Origin of the sequence: Brevibacillus fortis (assembly GCF_046196545.1) — a bacterium.
Taxonomy (GTDB): domain Bacteria; phylum Bacillota; class Bacilli; order Brevibacillales; family Brevibacillaceae; genus Brevibacillus; species Brevibacillus fortis_A.
Genome location: NZ_CP176370.1, coordinates 4,753,899 through 4,777,209 on the forward strand (window position 1 = coordinate 4,753,899; position 23,311 = coordinate 4,777,209).

Genomic DNA, 23,311 nt, shown 5'->3' on the forward strand with positions numbered 1-23,311 from the left:
CATGAACTATTCTTTTGTTAGGTAACGGTTGTGTTATAATCAAGCGTACGAGTTCTTAAGGAGGTGCTACATACTTGACGACGAGACGGGAACGGAAAAAGCGCGAAACCCGCGAAAAAATCTTCAATGCCGCCATCAAGCTCTTCAAAACTCACGGCTTTGAAGCTACCACAATCGACATGATTTCCGAAGAAGCGGATGTTGCACGCGGTACGATCTTTTTGCATTTCACTTCAAAGGAAGCCATTCTCGCTAACTGGGGATATGAGCGTCTGCATGAAATCGAGGAGCGTCGAGAAGAGTGGGATTATGGGAGCGACTGCAAGTCGAAGGTGCTGCGGATCTACAAGATCATGAATGAAGTCACCATCACCAATTTCGATTTCATCAAAGTCGTCGTAGAATCCTCGATGAAACATCGGAAAGTGCTTGAGAACGAAAAGAACATGTACTTTGAATTGCGTCAACTGTTCGCTGATCTGATTGAAGAAGCGCAAGAAAAGAATCAATTGAAAAGCAAATTCAACCCTCTTGTCGCTGCGAATATGTTGGAAAACATTTACTATAATGCTCTTTATGACTGGGTACGCAGCGAAGGCGCCTGGGCACTCGAAGAAATCATGGAAGAGAAGGTCTCTATCGTATTCGAAGGGCTGGTCGTGGAATAATCCGACTGACCAGCCCTTCGAATGTGACTACTGTATGATTTATTCGAAATACGCCCATTTGTACTGCGCATATCCCAAACCTGAAATGACTACGCCTTTCAACTTGGGGTTCTGCGCATACACCGTAGACTTAAAGTAAAACGGAATGACTGGCATTTCATCCACCAAGATTTTCTCAGCCTCTTGCAAGATCGCTTTTCGTTTGGCAGCATCCTTCTCCTTGGCAGAAGCCGCCAATAGATCGGCATATTGACGATTCTCCCAACGAGTATGGTTGTTGCCTTCCTTCGTACGGAATATTTCCAGGAAGTTGATCGGATCGTTGAAATCCCCCGTCCACCCCATCCGCGCTACTTGGTACTTCCCGTTTTTCACGTTTTCATAGTAGACATTCCATTCCTGATTCTCCAGCTTGACGTGAACACCCAAGTTTTTTTGCCACATGTCCTGTACAGCTTGCGCGATTTTGGTCTGTGCTTCCTCCGTATTATAGGACAGTGTAATCGGCGGGAGCTGGTCGACGCTGGCGTACCCTTCTTCCTTCATGCCTTCCGCCAAAAGCTGCTTGGCTTTTTCTATGTCATTGTCTGTAAACAAGCCTTGCTCGTTCTCAGCAAACATTGTAGGCGGCACTACGGCTGTCGCAACCAATTCCCCTCCTTGCGTGATGTTCTCCACGATGTCTTTCCGGTTGATCGCGAATGAAAAGGCTTGGCGAATTTTTTTGTTGTGGAAAGGCTTTTGCTCTGTGTTGAATTCATACCAATACGTCCCGGCTTTTGGCGTGATCACCAGCAATCCTTTTTCCTTCAAGGTCGGCATCGCGTCGAGCGGAAGATTGCCAGTTGGAGCACCTGCCCAATCGAGATCGCCGCCCTCCAGCATCGACAGCTCTGTATTTGCGTCATTGATCATATTCATTTCGATTTTGGTCAGCTTGACGGCGTCTGCGTCCCAATAATGTTCATTTTTCGTAAGTGTCAGCTTGGTTTTATGCTCCCACGTATCGAGTTTGAACGGTCCATTCGAGGTGTAGGCTGGTCCTGCTTCCTTCGCCCAGTCCGAATTGTCTTTCACCACTTTGGTATTTAGCGGAAAATAGCTGTAAAAAGCCGTCAGCTCCAGAAAAAACGGCGTCGGGTTTTCCAGTTGGACGACCAGTGTCTTGTCATCTGTTGCCTTGACCCCGATCTCTTCGGACTTGGCTTTACCTGCAAAGGCCGCCTCTGCATTTTTTACATAAAACAGCTGATAGGCATACTGGGAACCGTTTTTGGAATCAAGTGCCCATTTCCAAGCGTTTTCAAAATCATACGCGGTTACGGGATCGCCGTTCGACCACTTCGCCTTGTCGCGAATCGTGAAGGTGTACGTCAACAAATCGTCTGATGCTTTGATTTCCTGCGCCATGGCGGGCTGTGGAACGCCCTTGTCGTCAAGGCGAGTCAGCCCCTCAAACGTCTGAAAAATAACATTGGATGACCAAACATCCGAAATGAGTCCGGGATGAAGAGAAAGCGGTTCTGTAAAGTTATTCAGTCTAAGTATTTGTTCGGGTTGCTCAGATGCATTAGCTGGCGTAGCTTCTGTCGTTGGTTGTGTGGCAGGCTTTGCGACTTCCTGTGGTTGTCCGCATGCAGCAAGCGTTAAAGCCAAGCCTGCTGCGAAAAAAGCTTTTCCTGTTTGTTGCCACCATCGGTTTGCGGTACGTCTCATGGTCTATTCCCCTTCGTTCGGGAGCCTTCGCTGTTCTTCTCGCTGCTGCCATTCTTTCAGCTCGCTTTTGATTTGATAGAGCTCTGCACGTGTTTCGAGCTTGAACGCTTTTAATTCACTTCTGATTACAGCCAACTCATGAAAGAGTCGCTCCCACACCTCTTGATCTTTGTCCATGTTCGCCTCCTTTTCCGGTCGTATACACAGCAGGCAGTTGAATTGTCACCTGCGTTCCGTGTCCTCGTTCACTCTGAAAGTGGATCGTCCCCTGCATCGCCTCGATGATCCGGCAGGTTACCATCAATCCGAGACCTGTCCCTTTTTCCTTTGTAGAATAAAAAGGAAGTCCAATCTGTTCAATCTGCTCCGGCGTCATCCCCTCTCCCTCATCCTTGATGGAAATCACATGATAGTTCCCGGCTGCTCGTACGGTGACGTGCAGTACGCCACCTTGTCCCATCGATTCGATACCGTTTTTCATCAGATTCATCAATGCTTGCTTGAGCTTAACGGCGTTGCTCTCAACGAATAGGCCCGGCTCGGTCTCACAGGCGATTTCCACTCGGTTCATGACACTGTAAGAGGACATAATGGCGGTCACTTCTTTTACGGTATGCGCAATTTCCAGTCGCTCCAACGTCTCAGAATGAGGCTTGGCCAGATTTAAATAGTCGGAAATAATAAATTCAGCCCGATCGAGTTCATTTAAGACCAATCGGATGTATTCAACGTTTTTCGGATTCGTCTCCTCACGCAACAATTGGACAAAGCCTCGTACCACTGTGAGTGGATTGCGCACTTCATGGGCAACACTGGCTGCCAGCTCACTGATCAGGTTCAGCTTTTCCGAGCGTTCGACCTGCTTGCGGATAATATGAGATTCTCGAATAAACTCGATGAAATAAACAGCTCCACCTTGTACGATCAAACCGAGGTAGCCGATTTCCACTAGCGGCTCCAGATAATCGTTAATGATGGACAACGGGAACCCTCTCCAGATCAAAACAACCATCCCTCCACCGATGATGGATAGCTGCTTCAAGCATCCGATTAAGAGAACGACCGCTAGTTTTTTTCGCAAAGAGTAGCCGTACCATCGATTGACTAACAGAAACGGGATGATCACGTAAACCATCGTTTCGAGAATCGTCATCTGGACGCCATCGCCACCCAAAACGATCCGTACGACAAACATGACCAAAATCGTTAAAATGCCCGGGATATACCCAGCGTACAAAATGGTAATAATGATCGGTATCGAGCGTAAATCGTACTCCATACCATTACTGAGTTGTACTGGAAAGCTCATAGAAAGAATGACACTGATCGAGCTACACACGATAACCATTGATGACTTGACGCTCATCTTGTTCAAGGTTGATCGCCCCAGCCAAACATTTTTATACAGCAAAACAGGGACGATAACGAACAGTAACTGCAGCAAAATGTCTTTGATGATTAACATATATCGGTTCCCCTGATTCGTAGAATATTTCGATTTTTCTTACAGAATACCACTCAAGGTGTCTTTCTGGAAGGCACATTTTCAACATCTGGCAGAAAGGATGTTTTTGTTGCGGTGACCAGCACATTTCCCTATGATGAAGAAGAGCTTGTTTGAAGACCTTGGAGGTAAGACATACACATGCGAAATGGTATAAAGCGTGAAGATATCGAGCTGTTGGCACCTGCTGGTAACTGGGACTGTTTGAAGGCAGCCGTGGCCAACGGAGCCAATGCCATCTTTTTTGGGGTAGAAAAGTTCAACGCGCGTGCTCGTGCTGAGAACTTCCAAATGGCGGAACTGCCTGAGATTATGGCTTATTTGCACATGTACGGGGTAAAGGGCTTCCTTACCTTTAATATTCTCGTATTTGAAAATGAACTAGAAGATGCACGCGAGCTGATTGACGCCTGTATTCACGCTGGAGTAGACGCTGTGATCGTTCAAGACCTCGGTCTTGTAAAGATGATCCGCGAGATTTCTCCAGACTTCCCGATTCACGGCTCTACACAAATGACGATTACTTCGCCGGAAGCGGTGGAGTTCACGAAGCCGTTTGATATGGAACGCGTCGTACTCGGTCGTGAAAATTCATTAAAAGAGATCAAAAAAATCGGAGAAAAAGCAAAGCTGCCGATGGAAGTATTCGTCCACGGCGCCTTGTGCGTTTCTTATTCCGGACAATGTCTGACCTCGGAAATGTGGGGTGGACGCTCGGCAAACCGCGGAGAGTGTGCCCAAGCCTGTCGCTTGCCGTATGACCTGATGGTAGACGGTGTGCAAAAGGATATGGGAAATATCGCTTACGTGCTTTCTCCTAAGGATTTGGCTGCCATTGATTTGGTTCCTGAGCTGATCGAGGCTGGCGTGACTTCCTTTAAAATTGAAGGCCGTTTGAAAACACCTGAATACGTCGCAAACGTCGTGAGCAAATACAATGCCGCCATCGAGCGTTATTTTGCCGGACAAGATACGGGACCAACCGAGGTAGAAGTACGCGAGCTGCAACAAAGCTTCTCCCGCGGGTTTACGCACGGATTTTTGACCGGGACAAACAACAAGCAGCTCGTAGATGGTTCGTTCCCGAAAAGCCGTGGTGTGTTTTTGGGAACCGTGAAAAAACTGCTTCCTACAGGCGTTTTGGTGGACATCACTGCACCTGTCAAACGCGGAGACGGAATCGTGTTCGACGCGGGTGACCCTACGCAAAAAGAAGAAGGCGGTCGCATCTACGATATTTTGAGCCGCAGTAAAAAAGTAGAAGGCGAAGTTTCCAAAGGCCTGTACGAAATCGTCATGGGACGCAATGACGTGAACCTGAAGCGTCTTCACGTCGGTGACCGCGTATGGAAGACGAGCGATCCTGAGCTGGATCGTCGCCTGCGCAAAACGTTCGAGACGGAAAAGCCTTATCGCACCTTCCCGCTGTCCGTTCACGTAAGCGGCAAGCTGGGTGAAAAGCTCAGTGTCACTTGGGTGGATAAGCAGGCGAATCACGCTGTCAGTGTTCCTTCCGAGGTGCTTTTGGAGACTGCTTTGAAGCGTCCTCTGACGGCTGAGTTGCTGCACGATCAACTCAGCCGTCTGGGTGGCACCATTTTCCACCTGGAAGCTCACGATCTGACTGTCGATCTCGAAGGAGATCTCATCGTACCTGTCAGCGAGTTGAACCGGATGCGCCGTGACGCAGTTGAACAGCTCGTGTTCCTGCGTTCCAAGCCGCCGATTTACCACCATCACGATATCCATGTATACGCGGATGCTCCGAAGAGCCAGCCAGTGGAAAAGCCGCTCCTGACAGCGCTGTGCCGCTCGCTTGAACAATTGGAAGCAGCTGCGCAAACAGATGTGGACTTCCTCTATGCTGACTTTGAATTCGTCAAGCAGTATCCAGAGGGTGTCAAGCTGGCACATAAGTACGGGAAAAAGATCGGGATTGCTACCATGCGCATTCATATGCCGGATGAAAACGGTGTCCTTGCCCTGATCGCGAAAAGCAAGCCAGACGCTATTCTGGTGCGCAATACTGGGGCACTCTATTACTACTTGTCTCGTCGTGATGAAATCGACATTCCGCTGATTGGCGATTTCTCCTTGAATGTCGCGAACCACAAGGCAGTTGAACTGTTCCTTGCAACAGGTCTTGAGCGCGTAACGCCATCGTACGATCTGAACATCCAGCAGATGGTTGATCTACTCAGACGCTCGAACGCTGCGAACATGGAGCTGGTCATCCACCAGCACATGCCGATGTTCCACACTGAGCACTGCGTATACTGCACATTCATGAGTGAAGGTACTGACCATACAAACTGCGGAACTCCATGTGAGACCTCCCGCATTTCTTTGAAAGACCGCGTCGGTTTCTCTCATCCTATACGTGTGGATACCGGTTGCCGCAATACCGTCTATAACGCGATTGACCAGTCTGGTGCTGAGTACTTGAGCGAGTTCCGCTCTCTGAATGTCGGCAGCTACCGCATCGAGTTTTTGGAAGAAGAGCCAGAGCGCGTGAAAGAAGTAATCAGTCTGTATCGTAAGGCATTGCGCGGAGAAGTTAGCGGTACACACGTATGGCGCACCCTGAAGGCAACCAACCAGTTGGGCGTCACACGTGGGCAACTGACGAAATAAATACCAGCTTTGTAGAGAGGAGAGAGAAAGTATGGCTGACCTGAATCAACCGACTGTAGAAAACCTGGCCGTTATTATCGAGGGCATCAAAGCAAAACTGAACATGGCGAACACAGCGGTGATGCGCCCGGAGGATTTCGATCTCGTTCATTATGAGGATTTGCTGTACCTGTACAACATGGTGCAGAAAAAAGCGGCGTTTGGCATCAATGAGATGACCGCCATCGTTGAAGAGCTGGGTGCGATGAGAAAGCAATCCTAGTTCTGTTTGACACAGTGAAAAAAGTGAAAAAGCGTCTCTCCTGAGTACTTGGAGTGACGCTTTTTTGTTTGCTCTCAAAGTCTACTGGAGACTACTAGAACAGGCTTTATCCGTTACATTTTTTTAACACGATTACTGCGTTGTGACCGCCAAAGCCAAAGGAATTGGACATGCCTATGTCGAGCGTAGCTCTGCGTGCTGTGTTTGGCACATAGTCCAGATCGCAGTCCGGGTCTTGCTCCTCCTGATTGATCGTCGGGGGAATGATTCCTTCCTGCAAGCTCTTAATCAGGGCGATCGCCTCCGCACCGCCTGCTGCACCAAACATGTGCCCCGTCATTGATTTGTTGGCGGTGATCGGTACACGGTACGCATGCTCGCCAAACAGCTTTTTGATCGCCAGTGTCTCGGAACGGTCTCCGATTTCTGTGCTGGTCGCGTGCGCACTGATGACATCGACGTCTGTCGTTTGCACCCCTGCTTCCTGGAGGGCCCATTTCATCGCACGGTAGGGACCGATTCCTTCTGGATGTGTCGCCACCATATGATAGGCGTCAGAGCTTGCCCCGTAGCCAATCACCTCGGCATACATCCGGGCATTTCTTTTCTTGGCGTGTGATTCTGATTCCAAAATTACAATACCGGCACCCTCTGCCATGACAAACCCATCCCGCTGGGAATCGAATGGCCGACTCGCTCCTGCTGGATCATCATTTCTCGTTGACAATGCCGTCGCATTGCTAAAGCTGGCGAGAGATATGTCCGTCACTGCGGCCTCAGACCCCCCTGCGATGACGACATCTGCCCCGCCCGCCCGAATGAGCCGGAAAGCCTCTCCGATGGACGTATTCCCAATCGAGCAAGCAGTAACAGGGGACATCGTCGGCCCGTACAGACCGTACTTGATGCTGATCATCGCTGCTGCCATGTTTGATATGAGCATGGGAACCAGCGTCGGGCTGACCCGCTCAGGACCTCGCTCACGAAGGACATCATGCTGCTCAAGCAGTGTTTCTACCCCGCCAATGCCAGAGCCTACATATACCCCGATTCGCTCGCGGTCCAATTCGTCCAGCCGAAGCTCTGCATCCCCTAGCGCTTCTTCTACAGCAGCAAGGGCAAACTGGCAAAAGCGATCCATTCGTCGCGCCTCTTTGCGCCCAAACCGCTCCACCGGATCAAAATCTCGGACCAAACCTGCGATTTTCGTTTTATTGCGTGCTGTATCAAAAGTGTCAATATGTGAGATTCCAGACTTCCCTTGCACGAGACTGTTCCAAAACTGATTCACTGTATTCCCTATCGGGGAGATCACTCCCATACCTGTGACAACGACTTTTTCCATGGTAAGCCTCCTATTCGAGTCCCTTATGGAAATCATCTTGTCACACGGGTTATCCTATTACAAGTTGTTGTTTATCCTAGTATAATGAGTACTAGTCTAACAAACTTAACCAGTCGAGGAAAATGGAGAGTGTACCATGAATCAGCAAACACGTTTGCAGGCACTGTCTACTTTTTTGAAAGCGCAGCGCGCCAAAATCCTGCCACAATCCGTTGGGCTGGCTCCTGGGACGCGCAGAAGAACACCCGGACTACGAAGAGAAGAAGTTGCTCAGCTCGCGGGGGTTAGCTCCACCTGGTATACATGGCTGGAACAAGGCCGCGACATCAAGGTCTCGCCTTCTGTTCTGGATGCAGTAGCGAGAGCCTTGCAGCTTACCGTCGATGAGCGCAAATATTTGTATGCGCTGGCACTGGAGACAGGCACGGGTGTCGGACAAGGCTTGCCAAAAGATGAACCGCCGCAGATCAATCCTGCACTCAAACGAATCTTGAAAGAATTGCGCTCGTGTCCAGCCATCATTACAGATCGGCGCAGTCATATTGTCGGTTGGAACGAGGCAGCCGCACATGTCTTTCTCGATTTTGAACAAATCCCTTATGAAGAGCGGAATTTGATCCGCCTGGTGTTTACACGAAAGGAATTACGACGGCTGGCCGTCAACTGGGAGCATTTCGTTAGCGGCTTTCTCGCGATTTTTCGCGCCAATTACGGTCAGTATGTAGAGGATGAGTGGTACGAGCAGTTTTTAAGCGAGATGCGGCAGGTTCATCCGGACTTTCACGATCTATGGGAGCAAAGCCGGGTCAGCTCAGCCCCGGAGGTTCTACTGGAATTCCGTCATGCAAAGGTAGGGAAAATGCTCTTTGATCTGACTTCGCTGCAAGTTTCCGGGAGCGCGGATTTGCGATGCAGCATTTACACGCCTGACCCGAATTCTGCCACGGAGACAAAGCTGCGGCAGTTGATTGATCGGCCGGGTTCTTCTACCAAACCGTGACGGAAGGTCTTTCTGGTTTGAGTCAACATGGTGGAGGAGAAGAAAAAGCACAGGTCTCTTCGACTCTGACACGCCAGCATTGGGGATTGACTGGCCGTCTCCACTTCCAAAAGGGGACCGTCGAGCCAAAGCCACCCTACGGGCGGAAGTTTCTCAGGGAAGAAGTGTTCGACAAGCGTGGTCCCCTTTTGGAAGTTCCGACTGGGTAGGCGTTGTCAAGGCCTGCGAGCCCTGTGCTTTTTCTGCTCGCTAGCTTTGTTTGTTAATCGGTATTTTCTAAACCTTGTATACCAAAGGAAAACCAGCCCAAAGGCATATGCCCGGGCTGGTTCTGTTTGTTAATGGTTTACAATCCCTACGCGCGTCCCGGAGGAAGCAAGGCTTCCGACTTCCTCGCAGCCTTCCTTCCAGAGTAAGTAACGGATACTGTCTGCCAGCGCTTCCCAGCTCGCCTCGATGACGTTGGTGGAGACGCCGACTGTGCTCCACTTTTCGCCGTTGCTTGAGGATTCGATCAGGACACGTACTTTTGCGGCGGTCGCGCCGTTTTCATCCAAGACACGCACCTTGTAATCTTCCAGCTGCATTTTTGCAATGCACGGGTAGTAGCTTTCCAACGCTTTTCGCATCGCATTGTCCAGCGCATTCACCGGACCATTGCCATCTGCGGCCGTATGGACGGACTCCCCGTTCACACGTAGCTTCACAGTCGCCTCCGACGTGATCGATTGGACGGCTGCCTTTTCCAGCATGATCTTGAAGGAGTCCAGCTTGAACAGGTTTTTCAGCTTGCCGGAGGCTTCCAGCAGCATCAGCGTTAGCGAAGCCTCTGCTCCCTCGTATTGATAGCCTTGGAATTCGCGCTCTTTGATGTGTGTAATGATTTCTCTCGCTTTTTCCCGATCCAGCGACAGATCGATCTCGAGCTCTTCCATTTTGGCGAGCAAATTGCTTTGTCCAGCGAGCTCTGAGACGAGTACGCGACGTTTGTTGCCGATGTTTTCCGGCTCGATGTGCTCGTACGTTTTCGGGTCGCGCATCACGGCGCTTACGTGAATACCACCCTTGTGAGCAAAAGCACTGTAACCTACAAACGGCTGGTTGTTCGGCATCGTCATGTTGGCAATTTCCGCTACATAGCGAGACAGCTGTGTCAGCTCCTGCAATTGATCAGGGCTCACACAGTGATAGCCTAGCTTGAGCTGCAAATTCGGAACCACGGAGATCAGGTTGACGTTTCCACAGCGCTCACCGATGCCATTAATGGTTCCTTGTACTTGCTGTGCGCCCGCTTGAATCGCAGCCAGTGCATTGGCAACTGCCACTCCGCTGTCATTATGCGGATGGATGCCTACAGGCGTCCGTAGATGGCCCACAGTCGTTTTGACAATATCATAGACTTCATGCGGCAGTGTCCCGCCATTTGTATCGCAGAGAACAATCCAGTCAGCCCCAGCCTCTTCTGCCGCTTCCAGCACCCGCAATGCGTAGCGCGGGTTCGCCTTGTACCCATCGAAGAAATGCTCTGCCAAAAAGAGAGTCGTCAGTCCGTTTTCTTTTAAAAATGCGACCGAATCAGCGACCATGCGCACGTTTTCTTCCAATGTCGTCTTGAGAGCATCCGTCACGTGCAAGTCCCATGATTTCCCGAAGATCGCCGCTGCCGAGGCCCCGCTTAAAATCAATGCTTGCAGATTGTCATCATCCGGCGCTGCTACATTGGGTCTACAGGTACTGCCAAAAGCCGTTACCTTTGCGTGTTGCAGCGAAATCTCCCGGATACGCTCAAAAAAAGCCATGTCCTTTGGATTGCTACCCGGCCAACCGCCTTCAATAAAATCGATACCAAACTGGTCCAGCCGCAGTGCGATCTTTATCTTGTCTTCTACCGACAGGCTGATCCCTTCTCCCTGCGTACCATCTCGCAGGGTCGTATCATACAGATACACCTTGCTATTCATGTTTCTTCTCCACCTGTTCTATTATTTTTCTGAATAATCGCATCATTCTAACCGTTAGACGATTCCCAGTATACCACAGCCCAAATGGAAAGAAAACGCAGGAAAATCGAGGTTTTTTCTATGTCCGTGGGGTGCGGACAAATGCGACGGTTTGCTTGATCGCTGCTTCCAGCGGAGCCGATGTACCCGCAAACGGATGACGCGTGTTAAATGTATGATCCCCGCCTTCTATCCAGTGCAGCTCGCTGTTTTTTGCAGCCTGATGAATTCTTTTTGCACCCTCTACCAGACGGACATAATCTTTTTCTCCTGTGATGATGCACAGTGGTTGCTCCATCGTAGAAACACGTTCCAAAATATCGTATTGTTGGCGATTATTGTCTACGTCCTCGATCACGGCTCTCGTGATTGGCATATCTTGACCGGTTCGTGCATTTGCTATGAATCCGACGCCAGTCTCTTCTATTTGTTGGCGCAGCTTCTCGTCGAACAAATCGACATGAGCAATTCCGTTCCAGGTCACAATCCCTGCCACATGCGGGTTGTTTGCTCCGAATAGAATCGCGTCACCGCCGCCCTTGCTGTGTCCCAATACGTACAGCTTCGTTTTGTCTACATAATCGGGTAATGGTAGCTCGCCTGACAAAATCCGTTCCGTCAAGGCTTGCAAATCAGCCAGTTCACGCGCATATGTATTGCGCCCGAATTTCTCCAGCTCATCGAACTCCGTCAAGCTCTCCCCTACGCCATTGCAGCTAAAATTAAAGCGAATCGTGGTAATGCCTTGCTTGGCCAGCTCATCAGCTACGTAGGGAAAACTTCCCCAATCCTTGAAGCCTTTAAAGCCATGGCAAAACAGCAACAGTGGCTGCGCTGAGCCTGCCGCTTCCTCCGTATGAATGTCTCCGCGCAGCGTCAACTCCTCGTCGAGTGCGATGGAAAATGATTGCTTTTGCATGTGCGTTTCACCTCTTGTTCATTTTTTTATTATTATGCCGTGTCCCCCTCTGAAAAGAAACGAAAATACCAAAAAAGAGACCTTCCTCTTTGGAAGATCCCCTTTAGTTACTTGCATTGTCTTTATTAATAAGATATAACGCATACTCCAACGGCCTTCGAACCGCCATCTTATACCGCTTGTGCTGGCGCATCTGCTTGAAAATTTCTCTGCCTGGCTTCGGATTAATTTCGATAATCCAAACCTTCCCGAGAATATCAATCCCCAGGTCAAAGCCAAACTCCATCATCAGGCCAAAATGTTCTTCAATGCGTGTGACAGTTTTGATCGCGAGCTCCTTGCATTCCAGCACAATCCGCTCTGCAATTTGATGACCAAATCGTTTGACCAAAAAGGAAACAGCAGGCAAAGCTGTTCCCCCTCCATGCAAATTCGAGGTAGACGATTGTGTCGGCCCAACACGAATGCCCATCCCGGTCAAGCACCATTGACCCGTCCCGTCCTTTTGCACGAGTAGGCGAGCATCTACTGTTCGCTTGGGAACCAGTGATAACCGTAGCCCCTGTTGAAGGAAAAACTGCTCGTTTCCGCTCTTCTCATTCTTCATCCAATGCTCCAGCCGCTCGCACACCTCTGTGAGCGTCGCCAGTTTTTCGCAGCTTTTGGCTTGCTTCTTGGTCCTGCCATGCAAAAGGTAGCGACCTGCTCGTTTCTCCACACGCAGTATGCTTCTGCCACCTGTGCCGTTTGTCGGCTTGAGATAAACCAGACGATGAACGGCAAGCATCGCATCAAGCGTATTTCTGTCGTAGGGGAGTGTTTCGGGAAGCCAGCGCTGTAGCTCAGGATCTTGTATCAAAATCTGATGAACGACATATTTGTTCGAAAAGCGGTTATTCGCATAACGAAACCAGTCTTGCTTGCGAAATGGTAAATAGGCACGATGCTTAGGCAATGGATAGTAGCGATAACGGTCGATGACGATATCGGGCCAGGCAAAACGCTCTCGTCTCCACTTCGTGCCATCTGGTACAAAACCGTTGATCCGCTTTTCTGCAAACTGGACATCTTGTGGGCTAAACAAAAAAACCTCTGCCCCCATTTCTCTCCCTTCCTCAACCAGCCTTCGTAAAAAGCCAGGCTCGACAAAGCCTGATTCTCCTCGGTAGGTCAGTACGCCTATCCGTTTTCTCACCGAAAGGCCACTCCCTCCCTTGTTCAATTTTCTAGCTAGCCTCGTATAGCTTATGGTTGAAAGCAAAAAAAGCGCCTTTGTCCTATGTAGGCAAAAGCGCATCTTTCATGAGTTTTCTTATCGTTGATGTGTTTCCAAATAGTGCAACGCTGTTCGTCCCAAGAGCTCTCCTGCGATCAGCATGGCATCCTCGTCGATATCAAAACGTGGATGATGGTGGGGATATGTCGCCAGTTTTTCCGGATTGCCTGCCCCTACGAACAAGTAAGCGCCGGGCACCTTTTCCAAGTAGTAAGAAAAGTCCTCACCACCCATCAACGGCTTCATCGATTCCACACGACCTACTCCAAATGCAGCAATGGCTGCTTCCTGTGCGATCGCTGTTTCTTTTTCATGGTTAATGACAGCTGGATACCCTCGATCGTAGACAACTGTAGCGCTGCCTCCCATCATGGCAGCTGTCCCCTCCGCAATTTCCGACAGGCGCTGCTCCGCACGATCGCGGACGTCTGGCAAAAAGGTGCGGACAGTCCCTGTCAAACGACAGCTATCTGCGATGATGTTCGTACTGTCTCCGCCGTGGAACGTCCCCACGGTCACGACCACACTCTCCAACGGACTGACGTTGCGGCTGGCAATCGTTTGCAGATGACCGACGATTTGTGAACCGATTACAATGGAGTCGACGGTTTCTTCTGGAACAGCACCGTGTCCCCCTTTTCCTTTGATCTCAATGGAAAAGTCGTCCGTATTCGCCATGAGCGGACCTGCACTAATGTACACCTTCCCCACAGGGAACATCGACCAGAGATGAACGCCAAAAATCGCATCGACGCCATCTACAGCACCATCCTGAACCATTTGGGTAGCTCCGCCCGGATTTTCCTCTTCCGCATGCTGAAAGACAAAGCGAATTTCACCGGCAAACTGCTCACGATGTGCTGCCAAAACAGAAGCGAGTCCTAATAGCTGAGAAGTGTGCGCATCATGACCACACGCATGCATGACGCCAGGTACGGTAGATTTATACGGCACCTCTTTTTGATCTTGAATCGGCAGTGCGTCAAAATCCGCACGCAACGCAACGACCTTACCCGGGCGCCCTCCGCGCAAAACGCCGATGACTCCTCTACCGCCCACGCCTGTGCGAACCTCATCAAAGTGAAGTCCTCTTAATATTTCAGCAATAAAGGCTGGGGTCTTCTCCTCTTGAAAGGAAAGCTCGGGATGCTGGTGTAGATGACGCCTCCAGCTAATGATTTGCGGCTCCATCTCTTTGAGTAGCTCTTTTAATTGTTCCTGCAAGGACATGGTTCTTACTCCTCCCCCTGGATGCACCATTCTTCTTTCATCATAGCAGAATCATGGGACAAATGGGGAGCTTGACTAATCCAGAGCGAGCATGCTGCGTTTACGCTTCTCAAAAACCGCAAAGCTCGTATAGCCTATTCGCTTCAACTGCGCCCGAGCCTCGTCCAACTGCTGACCGACTTGATCAGGTGCAGTAGCGCTAGACGCCAAAGTAATAGGCACCTCATTCTGGAACAAAATTTCCAGAAAGCGATAACTGGGCGAAAATTCCCGGAACTGACACGCCAGACCGTAGCCTGTATTGATTTCCGTCGCAATCCCCCTGCGTCCAAGTGCTCGGGCCACACGCTGATAATACGGCAATAGCGCCGTTTCATCCGGTCGCACACCAAACGCTTTGATGCCATCGATATGGGCAATCACATCGAATAATTGCGATTCGATCGCCTGCTCCAGCTTATCAAAATAAAGGCTGTACAATCCGATTAGCTCCTGTCTTCCAAAACGTTCTCGTGCATCCTGGATCGAATAGCCCCAGCCTTCCAGAAAATGCACGGCCCCTATGCACACATCCCAAGGATATTGATTGATGACATGCCGCAGTGTCTCTTCTCCACCCGAAAAATAATCCAGTTCAATCCCGACACGCAGCTCAATCCCGTACTCCGCCCAACGAAGCCGCTCTTTTTGCAGGAAAACAACAAAGCTGTCCAGTGAGTCATTTGCGACCTGGCTCAACCATTTGCGCTGCGCGGTCCCTAATCGATCTGAGCCGATGTGCACATGCTGTTCGTAGTAAGACCGATACTCAAGAAAACGGTATAAGTGCTCGACCACGCAAACTTGCTGAATCCCCGCCTGTTTGGCACGTACTCGATACAATTCAAGCCAGTCCCGTGAATACGGGCCTTGTTGAAGGCGCTCTGCCAACCCATTCGTCAGCATACTTGCCCATTTTCGGCTCCCCTTCACTTCGGCATGCTCCACGAGGGGGCGCAATGATTCCGCTTGCTTGAGCAACCAGTCCAGCGAATACGGCCCTTCCTCCAGATGGACGTGAAAGTCTACCTTCATCCCGATCACCTCCTTGGGTTCGTCCCTGCTATTTTCTATCGTTTATATGCATGTGTTTCCACACATATGTCGAGTATTCACATGACGAACGACCTAGCCAAAGTGGTGAAAAAGGAACAAAAAAATGCCCCAGCAACGAGGCATTTTCGATTATCAGCTATTTTTTCGCTCATACACGTAAAACGCATGCCGATGAACGTTTTTCTCATCCACGATACCTTCACGCTTGTCCACCAAGGTGTAAGCATCGCGATCCCATGCTGGGAAAAACGTATCGCCCTCAGTTTCCAAATCGATCTCCGTAATGTACAAACGATCAACGACATCGAGGAACTGGCGATAAATTTCCGAGCCGCCAAAGATGATGACATCACCCATCGCGAGCACTTCTTCCTTCGTATGAACGACATCTACACCTTCAGGGTGAAAGTCCAGGCTGCGTGTCAGGACGACGTTTCTGCGGTTAGGCAGCGGCTTGCCAATCGATTCGAACGTTTTGCGTCCCATTACGATCGTTTTGCCTGTCGTTAATTCCTTCACATTTTTCAAGTCGGCTGGAAGGTGCCACGGCATGTCACCATCTTTTCCGATGACTTGATTGCGGGCATAGGCAACAATCAGGCTGATCATACGGCCACCTCGCCTTTGATGTGCGGATGGGATTCGTATCCGACGATTTCAATATCTTCGTATTTGAAGTCAAAAATCGAAGTCACTTCTGGATTGAGCACGAGCTTCGGCAGTGGTTTCGGCTCGCGCGTGAGCTGTAGCTTGACCTGCTCGATATGGTTGAGATACAGATGAGCATCTCCGATCGTATGAACAAAATCGCCCACTTCAAGTCCAGTGACATGCGCCACCATATGCGTCAGCAAAGCGTAGGAAGCGATATTAAACGGCACACCCAAAAACGTGTCGCCACTGCGCTGATACAGCTGGCAGGACAGCTTGCCATTCGCTACGTAAAACTGGAACAGCAGGTGACAAGGCGGCAATGCCATCTTGTCCAATTCAGCTGGATTCCACGCGCTAACGATCAAGCGGCGAGAGTCCGGATTGCGTTTGATCTCATCAATGACCCATTGAATCTGGTCCACTGTTTTGCCGTCGCGTCCAGTAAAGGAACGCCATTGGCTTCCGTATACCGGGCCCAAATTTCCATTTTCGTCGGCCCATTCGTTCCAGATCCGCACGCCGTTTTCCTGCAAGTAGCGGACATTGGTATCTCCCGATAAAAACCAGAGCAATTCGTGGATGATCGATTTCATATGCAGCTTTTTCGTTGTGACCATTGGAAAGCCTTCACTCAGGTCAAAACGCATCTGATGCCCAAAAACACTGGTCGTTCCGGTGCCTGTCCGATCCTCTTTTGTGACACCCTCATCTAAAATGCGCTGGCACAAATCCAGGTATTGTTTCATCGTCCATCTCTCCTTCCATCTCATCTATTTTACCTGACCCAGACGAAAATGAAAGATCGGAATGTCATGATATAATAAATGGATAAATGTAGAAAGCGGGATTCGTGATGGATGGCATATATTCTACGGCTACAAAGCCCTTATATAAACAAATAGCAGAGCAAATCGAGCAAAGAATCAGCAGTGGTGAATTCGGTCCTGGCAGCTATTTGCCCTCGGAGCGCACCCTGGCCAAGGAACTGAACGTCAACCGTTCGACCGTTGTCGCTGCATACGATGAGCTGCAAGCAGCAGGTATGATCGAGCGCATACAAGGAAGTGGCACCATTGTCAGCCAAGATATTTGGGGACTGGCACGGACCCGTGTTCCAAACTGGCGTCATTTGACGGAGTCAGGATCGTTTCGCCCGAATTTACCGTTGATTCGCAAAATCCGTCGTGAAACACAGGAAAATGACTTGATCGATTTGGCGAGTGGCGAGCTCTCGACCGATCTCGTCCCCAATCAAACACTCCAGCAGCTCATGACCCCCGATGGCTTCCCGGCTCATCTCGGCTATGAGCATCCGCAGGGCAATTGGGCTTTGCGAGAGACATTGAGTCTCCATATGAAAACATGGCGAAACATCAAAGCACCTGCTACCTCGATCATGATCACGTCAGGAGCGCAGCAGGCCCTTCATCTCGTCGTTCAATGCTTATTAAAGCCAGGAGATGCGGTCGCCATTGAGGAGCCGTCTTATTGTTATTCCTTGCCGCTTTTTCATTCCGCTGGCTTGCGTACGTTCTCGCTGCCTGTCGACCGGGACGGAATCGACCCGAAGCACTTGGCCCAGCTGCACCGCCAGCACCGCATCAAAATGGTTTTTCTCAATCCGAATTACCAAAACCCGACAGGGACACTGCTTTCATTGGAGCGGCGCCAAGAATTGCTCGCGTTCTCCTATGAAAACGGGATTCCGATCATCGAGGATGATCCATACAGCTTGACCAGTTTTTCGAGAGAACCCGTCCCCACCTTAAAATCGCTGGATCAACACGGAACAGTACTCTACATCAGCTCTTTGACCAAAATCGTAGCCTCAGGTCTGCGGATCGGCTGGATCGTCGGGCCCCCTACTGTCATGGAAAGACTGGCAGATGCGAAACAACAGTTTGATTTTGGACACAGCATTTTTCCGCAGTGGCTAGCGAATCGCTTTCTCGGATCGCCTCAGTTTGCGAGTCACATCGATCTTTTGCGAACAGAGCTATCCTTGCGGCACGATCAGCTTGTCTCATCGCTTCAAGACAAGTTCGGTGACCAAGTAGAAATGGTCGGTTCAGAAGGTGGCATTCACTTGTGGTGTAAATTCAAAGGAGAATGGAGCGGCGAAACTCTTCTCACAGAATCAGTCAAACGGGGAGTTGTCTTCGTTCCGGGACATCTTTTCGGGGCAGATCAAGGATATGTCCGCTTCACCTTTGGCAGAGCTACTCTGGATCAGATCCCTGAGGCAGTTTCACGCTTAGCAGATGCATTCATGGCAAGTGGATGGGCAAAATAATCCCCAAGTGGATGGCAACATTTTTGTGCGGTCGGTATATGATCGAAGTAAGCTACCGTATGCATCCTCGTGTATATCCTGCAGGATGACTGTGCCATACAGAAAGGACTGGCTGTTATGAGTATTTTGCCTTTCATTATTGCTATTATTGTACTTGTTCTTATAGCTCTCGTCGTTACGATTAAAATCGGGATTAACCCTTCCGAATCCAAAGAGCGGGGCTTTAAACAACGTTCTCGCAATCTGTTGATCATTTACGGCATCATTACGATCGCTCTGGTCATTGCATTGTCAGTCTTTCTCTACAACAACCTTTGATCACTCCCGAACGCAACATGACATAAATAAGACGCCGTCTGCCTTGTACAGGTATGACGGCGTTTTTGAATCGAAGGAAACCCTTCGTCATGTTTTTTTAGAAGATAATACCTCTTTTACACAACTTTCCTCGCTACATTCGAGGCTTGTAGCCCCCGCTGTCCATTCACGATCTCAAAAACCACCTGCTCGCCTTCCTCCAAATTCCGGTAACCTGACCCTGTAATCGCAGAATAGTGTACGAATACATCAGGTCCTCCATCGCGCTCAATAAACCCATAGCCCTTTTCTTTGCTGAACCATTTTACTTTCCCTTGAATCATTGTGTTTCCTCCCTGTAATCAGTGCAGCTCTTACGCTTACCTCATCATATGCTGATGCGAAGTCAGTGGATATACGGTAAAATAAATAAAGTAAGAATCGTCACGCCAGAAAGGAGTGAACCACATGAAAAAAGTTTTGATTATTGCGTGCGCTCTGCTGCTCACTGCCTGCTCCGAAATATCCGAAGGAGTACAAACCGCCCAGCAAGCAGTAGAAACAGGTCAGCAAGCGATTGAGACAGGTAAACAGGCTGTCGAAGCGGGACAACAAGTTCTCGAAGCTGGCAAGCAATTGGCTGAGTCTGAAGTCGCCAAACAGCTGCAAACATACCTCCAGCAAAAATACGAATCCTCTGAGGCATTGCGTAATGCCATGTTCAGTGGAGATGGTCAGTTGCTCGTAGAAGAATTGCAAAAGACCGAGCTCGCGAACTTCAGCTTTTACAAATCTGACATGTTCGGTGTTGAATATACAGGCACGCTCTCTGCCGATGGTACTTTCAAAGTGCTCAAGCACGATTTGAACAACCAAGGTGCGGAGCCTACTGTCGTAAAGGAATTCAAAGTAACACTCGACGGAAACGGTCAGGTTCAAGTTCAGTAACTTGGAAAACATTTCAAGAAAAGCCTGCGATCAATCATCGCGGGCTTTTTCGTGTTATTAAAAAACTTTTTATTGAGGCTCTACAAAATTTTCTGCGTTTACTTATAGATTTTTATAATTGGGCATGATAACGTGTAAGATGTTCATATAAAATTCATAAATACTAAACACAACGAGGTGATGCCAATGAATATGCTGCTCGCATCTATTATTGTGTACATGGCAGGTATGCTGTTAATCGGCTATTATGCCTACAAGCGTACCTCCAATCTGACAGACTACATGCTCGGCGGTCGGTCGCTCGGTCCAACTGTAACCGCTCTCAGTGCGGGTGCATCCGACATGAGTGGCTGGTTGATGATGGGCCTGCCAGGCGCCATGTTTGCCCAAGGTCTTAGCGCATCCTGGATTGCCATCGGTCTGACTCTCGGCGCTTATGCCAACTGGCTGTATGTCGCTCCCCGCCTTCGTTCGTATACGGAGGTTGCCAACAACTCGATTACGATTCCCGCATTTTTGGAAAATCGTTTCGGGGACGGGTCTCGGATGCTTCGTCTTGTCTCGGCACTTGTTATTATGATCTTTTTTACCTTTTACGTCTCATCTGGTCTCGTTTCTGGAGGCGTGTTGTTTGAAAACACCTTTCACTTGAGTTATCAAACGGGACTATGGATTGTCGGATTGGTCACCATCGCCTACACGTTGTTTGGCGGCTTCCTCGCTGTAAGCTGGACGGACGCTGTTCAAGGACTCATCATGGTGATTGCTCTCATTCTCGTTCCGCTCGTGACCGTTCTTACAGCAGGCGGATTGGGAGAAACGTTTACAGAGATCCACGCTGTCGATCCCTCTTTGCTCGATATTTTTAAAGGGACGAGCCTGCTCGGCGTCATTTCCTTATTTGCATGGGGTCTCGGCTATTTCGGACAACCGCACATTATCGTTCGCTTTATGGCGATCACATCTACCAGTGAGATCAAAAAAGCACGCAGCATCGGTATGGGCTGGATGATTTTCTCCGTAGCTGGCGCCATGCTGACAGGTCTGGTTGGTATCGCTCTGTACTCCAAACAAGGCTGGACGTTGAGCGATCCTGAGACGATCTTCATCCAGCTGGGTACGATCCTGTTCCATCCACTCATTACCGGCTTTTTGCTGGCGGCGATTTTGGCAGCGATCATGAGTACGATTTCCTCTCAGCTGCTCGTCACATCCAGCTCCTTGACCGAGGATATTTACAAAACCTTTTTCAAGCGTTCTGCAACCGACAAAGAACTAGTCACAATTGGCCGCCTGTCCGTCTTGCTCGTATCTGTCGTCGCCTTTTTGCTTGCCTTGAATAAAAATGACACGATCCTCGATCTCGTCGGATATGCGTGGGCCGGATTCGGCGCTTCGTTTGGGCCTGTCATTCTGCTCTCCCTCTATTGGAAGCGCATGAACAAATGGGGTGCTCTTGCGGGTATGATCGCTGGTGCGCTTACCGTAATCATCTGGACTCGTTTTGATGTGCTGAAGGACTTCCTTTATGAGATGGTTCCCGGCTTTGCTATTAGCCTGCTCGCCATCGTGGTTGTCAGCCATTTGACCAGTAAGCCTTCGAATGAGGTAACCGCTCAGTTTGATGAGTACCAAAAAAGCATGAAATAATCATTGCCGATAAAAGCCAAGCAGCCTATGCGCTGGACAACTGCCCTGTCCCACGCCATAGGCTGCTTTTTTCTGTTGAAACTATTTGGAACCCTTACCGTAAATCATCCATAACCTCAAAAAAGGAGGGAGAAAAAACTGATGATGATAATGTCCGGCTTGATTATTGGCGTATCCCTTTTAATTTTTGGCATGCTCGGGATGGCTTGCTACCGCTTTTTTGTCCAAAAGAAACCGGTCGAGCATTACTACACCCCGCTAGATCGCGTGTTCGGGCAAACGCCAGTTGAATTCCATGAGCAAAAGATCGAAAAGAAAGAATCAGAGGAAGAAGAAGGTGACGACAAGGATAAGAACGAGAAGATCCGGCAAAAGCGCAGATCATAATGAAAACCAATTTTCTGCCAAACGTCTGATTCCTACCGCAATGTCTTGTTCCTCCACTCCACCAAATCCAACTATGATTCGCGGCCGTGCATTCGTCGGATCGTTAGCCCAGTTATGGCCGCTCGGATAAACGCGAACATCGGCCGCACGCGCCAGCTCGATCAGCTCCTTCTCCGTTCGGGAAATATCCACCTCCAGCAAAATATGCAGCCCTGCTGACTGTCCCAATACTCGGACTTCCTGGGGCATGTACGTCTGTATCGCCCGAAGCAGTGCATCGTGCTTGCGGTGATAGACGGTACGCATTTTTCGGACATGCTTTTCCCAGTAGCCCTTTTCCATGAACAACTGCATGCTCCGCTGCAAATGGCGGGAAACCGGCGAAGGATACGCCTGGAATGCTTCCAAATATCGCCCGAGCAATTGCCCCGGGAGTACCGTATAATCCAAGCGAAGTGCTGGAGAAAATGCCTTGGAAAAATTGCCGATATAAACCACACATCCGTCCCGATCCATCCCTTGCAAAGACGGCGTAGGGTGTACATTGTAGCGGAATTCGCCATCGTAATCATTTTCGATGATGATTCCGTTCTTTCTCTTAGCCCATTGTAGCAATTGCTGACGCTGACCGACTGGCATGACCATCCCATACGGAAATTGATGGGCAGGCGTCGTGTACACGACCGTTGCTTTGCTTTTCTCCAAGGCTTCAATGGACAGCCCATCTTCCCCAAGCGGGATTGACACAACCTCATAGCCGTGATGGGAAAAGACGATCCGTGCATCTGCATAGCCAGGCTCCTCAATCGCAACCACACGATGCCGATCCGCCAAGAGCAGACATAAAAAGCTGAGAGCCTGCTGTAATCCGGTGCCGATAATGATTTGCTCGGGCCGACAAATAAGCGTTCGTGCTCTGCGCAAATATTTACTGAGCTCTTCTCGGAGCTCCCACTCTCCTTGATCATCCCCGTAAAAAGAAAAATCCTCGGGATAGACATCCAGCGCTTCCAGCATGCAAGAGCGCCATGCAGCGTAAGGAAACGACTTCGTATCGATGACCGAACCGTGAAAGTTGTAGCGACAGGTGAGATGCTCCCCTTTTTTCTTTTTCAAGATGGACGAATACAGGGCGTTCTCCTCATCCTGGTCCACTGGCTCTGACCATCTCTCGATTTCAGCAGCAAAAAAGCCGCTTCGCTCCCGGCTCACGATATAGCCTTCTGCGAGCAGTTGCTGATAGGCGGCCTCAATCGTATTTTTTCCGACACCGCTTGCCTTCATCAACTGACGGATCGACGGCATTTTGGTTCCGGACGGTATCTCTCCTGATGCAATTCGTTTGCTCAATTGCTTGTATAGCTGCTGATACAGAGGTTCCTTGCTCTGTGCATCCATAATCGGCATGTACTCCATCAGCGGCCCTCCATTCT

At 49.7% G+C, this 23,311-nt stretch carries 22 protein-coding genes; 9 read left to right on the forward strand and 13 right to left on the reverse strand.

Annotation, left to right across the window (positions count from 1 at the left end; genetic code table 11):
• Positions 1 to 74: 74 nt before the first annotated feature.
• Positions 75 to 668 carry a TetR/AcrR family transcriptional regulator gene (locus ACKKE8_RS23470; protein WP_106834116.1) on the forward strand — a complete coding sequence of 198 codons (594 nt, stop codon included), beginning with the start codon at positions 75 to 77 and terminating at the stop codon, positions 666 to 668.
• Positions 669 to 707: 39 nt separating this feature from the next.
• Here the strand turns inward: ACKKE8_RS23470 and ACKKE8_RS23475 are convergent, their stop codons facing one another.
• From ACKKE8_RS23475 to ACKKE8_RS23485, 3 genes are read right to left on the reverse strand one after another with little or no spacing between them, the layout of a single operon-like run.
• Entirely contained in the window at positions 708 to 2,384 is a 1,677-nt protein-coding gene (locus tag ACKKE8_RS23475; protein WP_409175137.1) for a peptide ABC transporter substrate-binding protein, read from the reverse strand.
• A gap of 3 nt (positions 2,385 to 2,387) precedes the next feature.
• Positions 2,388 to 2,561, reverse strand: a complete 174-nt coding sequence (locus tag ACKKE8_RS23480; protein ID WP_007722836.1) for a hypothetical protein — start codon at positions 2,559 to 2,561, stop codon at positions 2,388 to 2,390.
• A complete protein-coding gene (locus tag ACKKE8_RS23485; RefSeq protein ID WP_409175138.1) occupies positions 2,521 to 3,849 on the reverse strand; it encodes an ATP-binding protein in 1,329 nt (442 codons plus the stop codon). Before ACKKE8_RS23485 ends, ACKKE8_RS23480 begins: the two co-directional genes overlap by 41 nt.
• A gap of 180 nt (positions 3,850 to 4,029) precedes the next feature.
• Between ACKKE8_RS23485 and ACKKE8_RS23490 the strand changes: the two genes are divergently transcribed.
• Both ACKKE8_RS23490 and ACKKE8_RS23495 read left to right on the forward strand, forming a co-directional pair.
• A complete protein-coding gene (locus ACKKE8_RS23490; protein WP_409175139.1) occupies positions 4,030 to 6,522 on the forward strand; it encodes a DUF3656 domain-containing protein in 2,493 nt (830 codons plus the stop codon).
• A 31-nt stretch (positions 6,523 to 6,553) separates the two neighbouring features.
• On the forward strand, positions 6,554 to 6,784 hold the full coding sequence (locus ACKKE8_RS23495) for a DUF1128 domain-containing protein (protein ID WP_007722824.1): 231 nt from the start codon (positions 6,554 to 6,556) through the stop codon (positions 6,782 to 6,784).
• A gap of 106 nt (positions 6,785 to 6,890) precedes the next feature.
• On the opposite strand, the gene fabF is transcribed toward ACKKE8_RS23495, so the two are convergent.
• Positions 6,891 to 8,129 (reverse strand): beta-ketoacyl-ACP synthase II, encoded by a 1,239-nt coding sequence (gene fabF / locus ACKKE8_RS23500; RefSeq protein WP_409175140.1) that lies wholly within the window; start codon positions 8,127 to 8,129, stop codon positions 6,891 to 6,893.
• A 136-nt stretch (positions 8,130 to 8,265) separates the two neighbouring features.
• On the opposite strand from fabF, the gene ACKKE8_RS23505 reads away from it, so the two are divergent.
• Positions 8,266 to 9,129 (forward strand): helix-turn-helix transcriptional regulator, encoded by an 864-nt coding sequence (locus ACKKE8_RS23505; protein ID WP_409175141.1) that lies wholly within the window; start codon positions 8,266 to 8,268, stop codon positions 9,127 to 9,129.
• Between the two features lie 338 nt (positions 9,130 to 9,467).
• Here ACKKE8_RS23505 and cimA read toward each other — a convergent pair whose 3' ends face one another.
• The 7 genes from cimA to ACKKE8_RS23540 all read right to left on the reverse strand — a co-directional run bounded on the left by cimA (position 9,468) and on the right by ACKKE8_RS23540 (position 17,049).
• Entirely contained in the window at positions 9,468 to 11,090 is a 1,623-nt protein-coding gene (cimA, locus tag ACKKE8_RS23510; RefSeq protein WP_409175142.1) for a citramalate synthase, read from the reverse strand.
• A 118-nt stretch (positions 11,091 to 11,208) separates the two neighbouring features.
• Positions 11,209 to 12,048 carry an alpha/beta hydrolase gene (locus ACKKE8_RS23515; RefSeq protein WP_409175143.1) on the reverse strand — a complete coding sequence of 280 codons (840 nt, stop codon included), beginning with the start codon at positions 12,046 to 12,048 and terminating at the stop codon, positions 11,209 to 11,211.
• 103 nt (positions 12,049 to 12,151) lie between these two features.
• Entirely contained in the window at positions 12,152 to 13,243 is a 1,092-nt protein-coding gene (locus ACKKE8_RS23520) for a YheC/YheD family protein (protein ID WP_409175144.1), read from the reverse strand.
• A 117-nt stretch (positions 13,244 to 13,360) separates the two neighbouring features.
• The gene (locus ACKKE8_RS23525) at positions 13,361 to 14,554 is read right to left on the reverse strand and encodes a M20 family metallopeptidase (protein WP_409175145.1); all 1,194 of its coding nucleotides are present in this window, start codon (positions 14,552 to 14,554) and stop codon (positions 13,361 to 13,363) included.
• A gap of 75 nt (positions 14,555 to 14,629) precedes the next feature.
• Positions 14,630 to 15,628: a histidinol phosphate phosphatase domain-containing protein gene (locus ACKKE8_RS23530; protein ID WP_409175146.1), complete on the reverse strand. Its 999-nt coding sequence runs from the start codon at positions 15,626 to 15,628 to the stop codon at positions 14,630 to 14,632.
• Between the two features lie 153 nt (positions 15,629 to 15,781).
• Entirely contained in the window at positions 15,782 to 16,258 is a 477-nt protein-coding gene (locus tag ACKKE8_RS23535) for a dihydrofolate reductase (RefSeq protein ID WP_409175147.1), read from the reverse strand.
• Positions 16,255 to 17,049 (reverse strand): thymidylate synthase, encoded by a 795-nt coding sequence (locus ACKKE8_RS23540; RefSeq protein ID WP_409175148.1) that lies wholly within the window; start codon positions 17,047 to 17,049, stop codon positions 16,255 to 16,257. The genes ACKKE8_RS23535 and ACKKE8_RS23540 overlap by 4 nt, the downstream gene beginning before the upstream one ends.
• 107 nt (positions 17,050 to 17,156) lie before the next feature.
• Between ACKKE8_RS23540 and ACKKE8_RS23545 the strand changes: the two genes are divergently transcribed.
• The gene (locus ACKKE8_RS23545; protein ID WP_409175149.1) at positions 17,157 to 18,596 is read left to right on the forward strand and encodes a PLP-dependent aminotransferase family protein; all 1,440 of its coding nucleotides are present in this window, start codon (positions 17,157 to 17,159) and stop codon (positions 18,594 to 18,596) included.
• Between the two features lie 117 nt (positions 18,597 to 18,713).
• The gene (locus tag ACKKE8_RS23550) at positions 18,714 to 18,914 is read left to right on the forward strand and encodes a hypothetical protein (protein ID WP_409175150.1); all 201 of its coding nucleotides are present in this window, start codon (positions 18,714 to 18,716) and stop codon (positions 18,912 to 18,914) included.
• 116 nt (positions 18,915 to 19,030) lie between these two features.
• Here ACKKE8_RS23550 and ACKKE8_RS23555 read toward each other — a convergent pair whose 3' ends face one another.
• On the reverse strand, positions 19,031 to 19,237 hold the full coding sequence (locus tag ACKKE8_RS23555) for a cold-shock protein (protein WP_409175151.1): 207 nt from the start codon (positions 19,235 to 19,237) through the stop codon (positions 19,031 to 19,033).
• Between the two features lie 124 nt (positions 19,238 to 19,361).
• Here ACKKE8_RS23555 and ACKKE8_RS23560 point away from each other — a divergent pair, with 124 nt between their 5' ends.
• The 3 genes from ACKKE8_RS23560 to ACKKE8_RS23570 all read left to right on the forward strand — a co-directional run bounded on the left by ACKKE8_RS23560 (position 19,362) and on the right by ACKKE8_RS23570 (position 21,878).
• Positions 19,362 to 19,841, forward strand: coding sequence for a hypothetical protein (locus tag ACKKE8_RS23560; RefSeq protein WP_409175152.1), 480 nt, complete (start codon positions 19,362 to 19,364; stop codon positions 19,839 to 19,841).
• A 186-nt stretch (positions 19,842 to 20,027) separates the two neighbouring features.
• Positions 20,028 to 21,491, forward strand: coding sequence for a sodium/proline symporter PutP (gene putP, locus ACKKE8_RS23565; RefSeq protein WP_409175153.1), 1,464 nt, complete (start codon positions 20,028 to 20,030; stop codon positions 21,489 to 21,491).
• A 141-nt stretch (positions 21,492 to 21,632) separates the two neighbouring features.
• The gene (locus ACKKE8_RS23570; protein ID WP_409175154.1) at positions 21,633 to 21,878 is read left to right on the forward strand and encodes a DUF3951 domain-containing protein; all 246 of its coding nucleotides are present in this window, start codon (positions 21,633 to 21,635) and stop codon (positions 21,876 to 21,878) included.
• Here ACKKE8_RS23570 and ACKKE8_RS23575 read toward each other — a convergent pair.
• Complete coding sequence (locus tag ACKKE8_RS23575) at positions 21,873 to 23,294, reverse strand: PLP-dependent aminotransferase family protein (RefSeq protein ID WP_409175155.1); 1,422 nt, start codon at positions 23,292 to 23,294, stop codon at positions 21,873 to 21,875. The genes ACKKE8_RS23570 and ACKKE8_RS23575 overlap by 6 nt on opposite strands.
• Positions 23,295 to 23,311: the final 17 nt, after the last annotated feature.

Excerpts from the sequence above, each read along its gene's own strand:
- ACKKE8_RS23570 (WP_409175154.1), top strand. The coding sequence starts at position 21,633 with ATGATGATAATGTCCGGCTTGATTATTGGCGTATCCCTTTTAATTTTT.
- putP (WP_409175153.1), top strand. The coding sequence starts at position 20,028 with ATGAATATGCTGCTCGCATCTATTATTGTGTACATGGCAGGTATGCTG.
- ACKKE8_RS23505 (WP_409175141.1), top strand. The coding sequence starts at position 8,266 with ATGAATCAGCAAACACGTTTGCAGGCACTGTCTACTTTTTTGAAAGCG.
- ACKKE8_RS23545 (WP_409175149.1), top strand. The coding sequence starts at position 17,157 with ATGGATGGCATATATTCTACGGCTACAAAGCCCTTATATAAACAAATA.
- ACKKE8_RS23560 (WP_409175152.1), top strand. The coding sequence starts at position 19,362 with ATGAAAAAAGTTTTGATTATTGCGTGCGCTCTGCTGCTCACTGCCTGC.
- ACKKE8_RS23485 (WP_409175138.1), bottom strand. The coding sequence starts at position 3,849 with ATGTTAATCATCAAAGACATTTTGCTGCAGTTACTGTTCGTTATCGTC.
- ACKKE8_RS23555 (WP_409175151.1), bottom strand. The coding sequence starts at position 19,237 with ATGATTCAAGGGAAAGTAAAATGGTTCAGCAAAGAAAAGGGCTATGGG.
- ACKKE8_RS23515 (WP_409175143.1), bottom strand. The coding sequence starts at position 12,048 with ATGCAAAAGCAATCATTTTCCATCGCACTCGACGAGGAGTTGACGCTG.
- ACKKE8_RS23475 (WP_409175137.1), bottom strand. The coding sequence starts at position 2,384 with ATGAGACGTACCGCAAACCGATGGTGGCAACAAACAGGAAAAGCTTTT.
- ACKKE8_RS23530 (WP_409175146.1), bottom strand. The coding sequence starts at position 15,628 with ATGAAGGTAGACTTTCACGTCCATCTGGAGGAAGGGCCGTATTCGCTG.
- fabF (WP_409175140.1), bottom strand. The coding sequence starts at position 8,129 with ATGGAAAAAGTCGTTGTCACAGGTATGGGAGTGATCTCCCCGATAGGG.
- ACKKE8_RS23525 (WP_409175145.1), bottom strand. The coding sequence starts at position 14,554 with ATGTCCTTGCAGGAACAATTAAAAGAGCTACTCAAAGAGATGGAGCCG.
- ACKKE8_RS23535 (WP_409175147.1), bottom strand. The coding sequence starts at position 16,258 with ATGATCAGCCTGATTGTTGCCTATGCCCGCAATCAAGTCATCGGAAAA.
- cimA (WP_409175142.1), bottom strand. The coding sequence starts at position 11,090 with ATGAATAGCAAGGTGTATCTGTATGATACGACCCTGCGAGATGGTACG.
- ACKKE8_RS23490 (WP_409175139.1), top strand. The coding sequence starts at position 4,030 with ATGCGAAATGGTATAAAGCGTGAAGATATCGAGCTGTTGGCACCTGCT.
- ACKKE8_RS23480 (WP_007722836.1), bottom strand. The coding sequence starts at position 2,561 with ATGGACAAAGATCAAGAGGTGTGGGAGCGACTCTTTCATGAGTTGGCT.
- ACKKE8_RS23495 (WP_007722824.1), top strand. The coding sequence starts at position 6,554 with ATGGCTGACCTGAATCAACCGACTGTAGAAAACCTGGCCGTTATTATC.
- ACKKE8_RS23540 (WP_409175148.1), bottom strand. The coding sequence starts at position 17,049 with ATGAAACAATACCTGGATTTGTGCCAGCGCATTTTAGATGAGGGTGTC.
- ACKKE8_RS23550 (WP_409175150.1), top strand. The coding sequence starts at position 18,714 with ATGAGTATTTTGCCTTTCATTATTGCTATTATTGTACTTGTTCTTATA.
- ACKKE8_RS23575 (WP_409175155.1), bottom strand. The coding sequence starts at position 23,294 with ATGGAGTACATGCCGATTATGGATGCACAGAGCAAGGAACCTCTGTAT.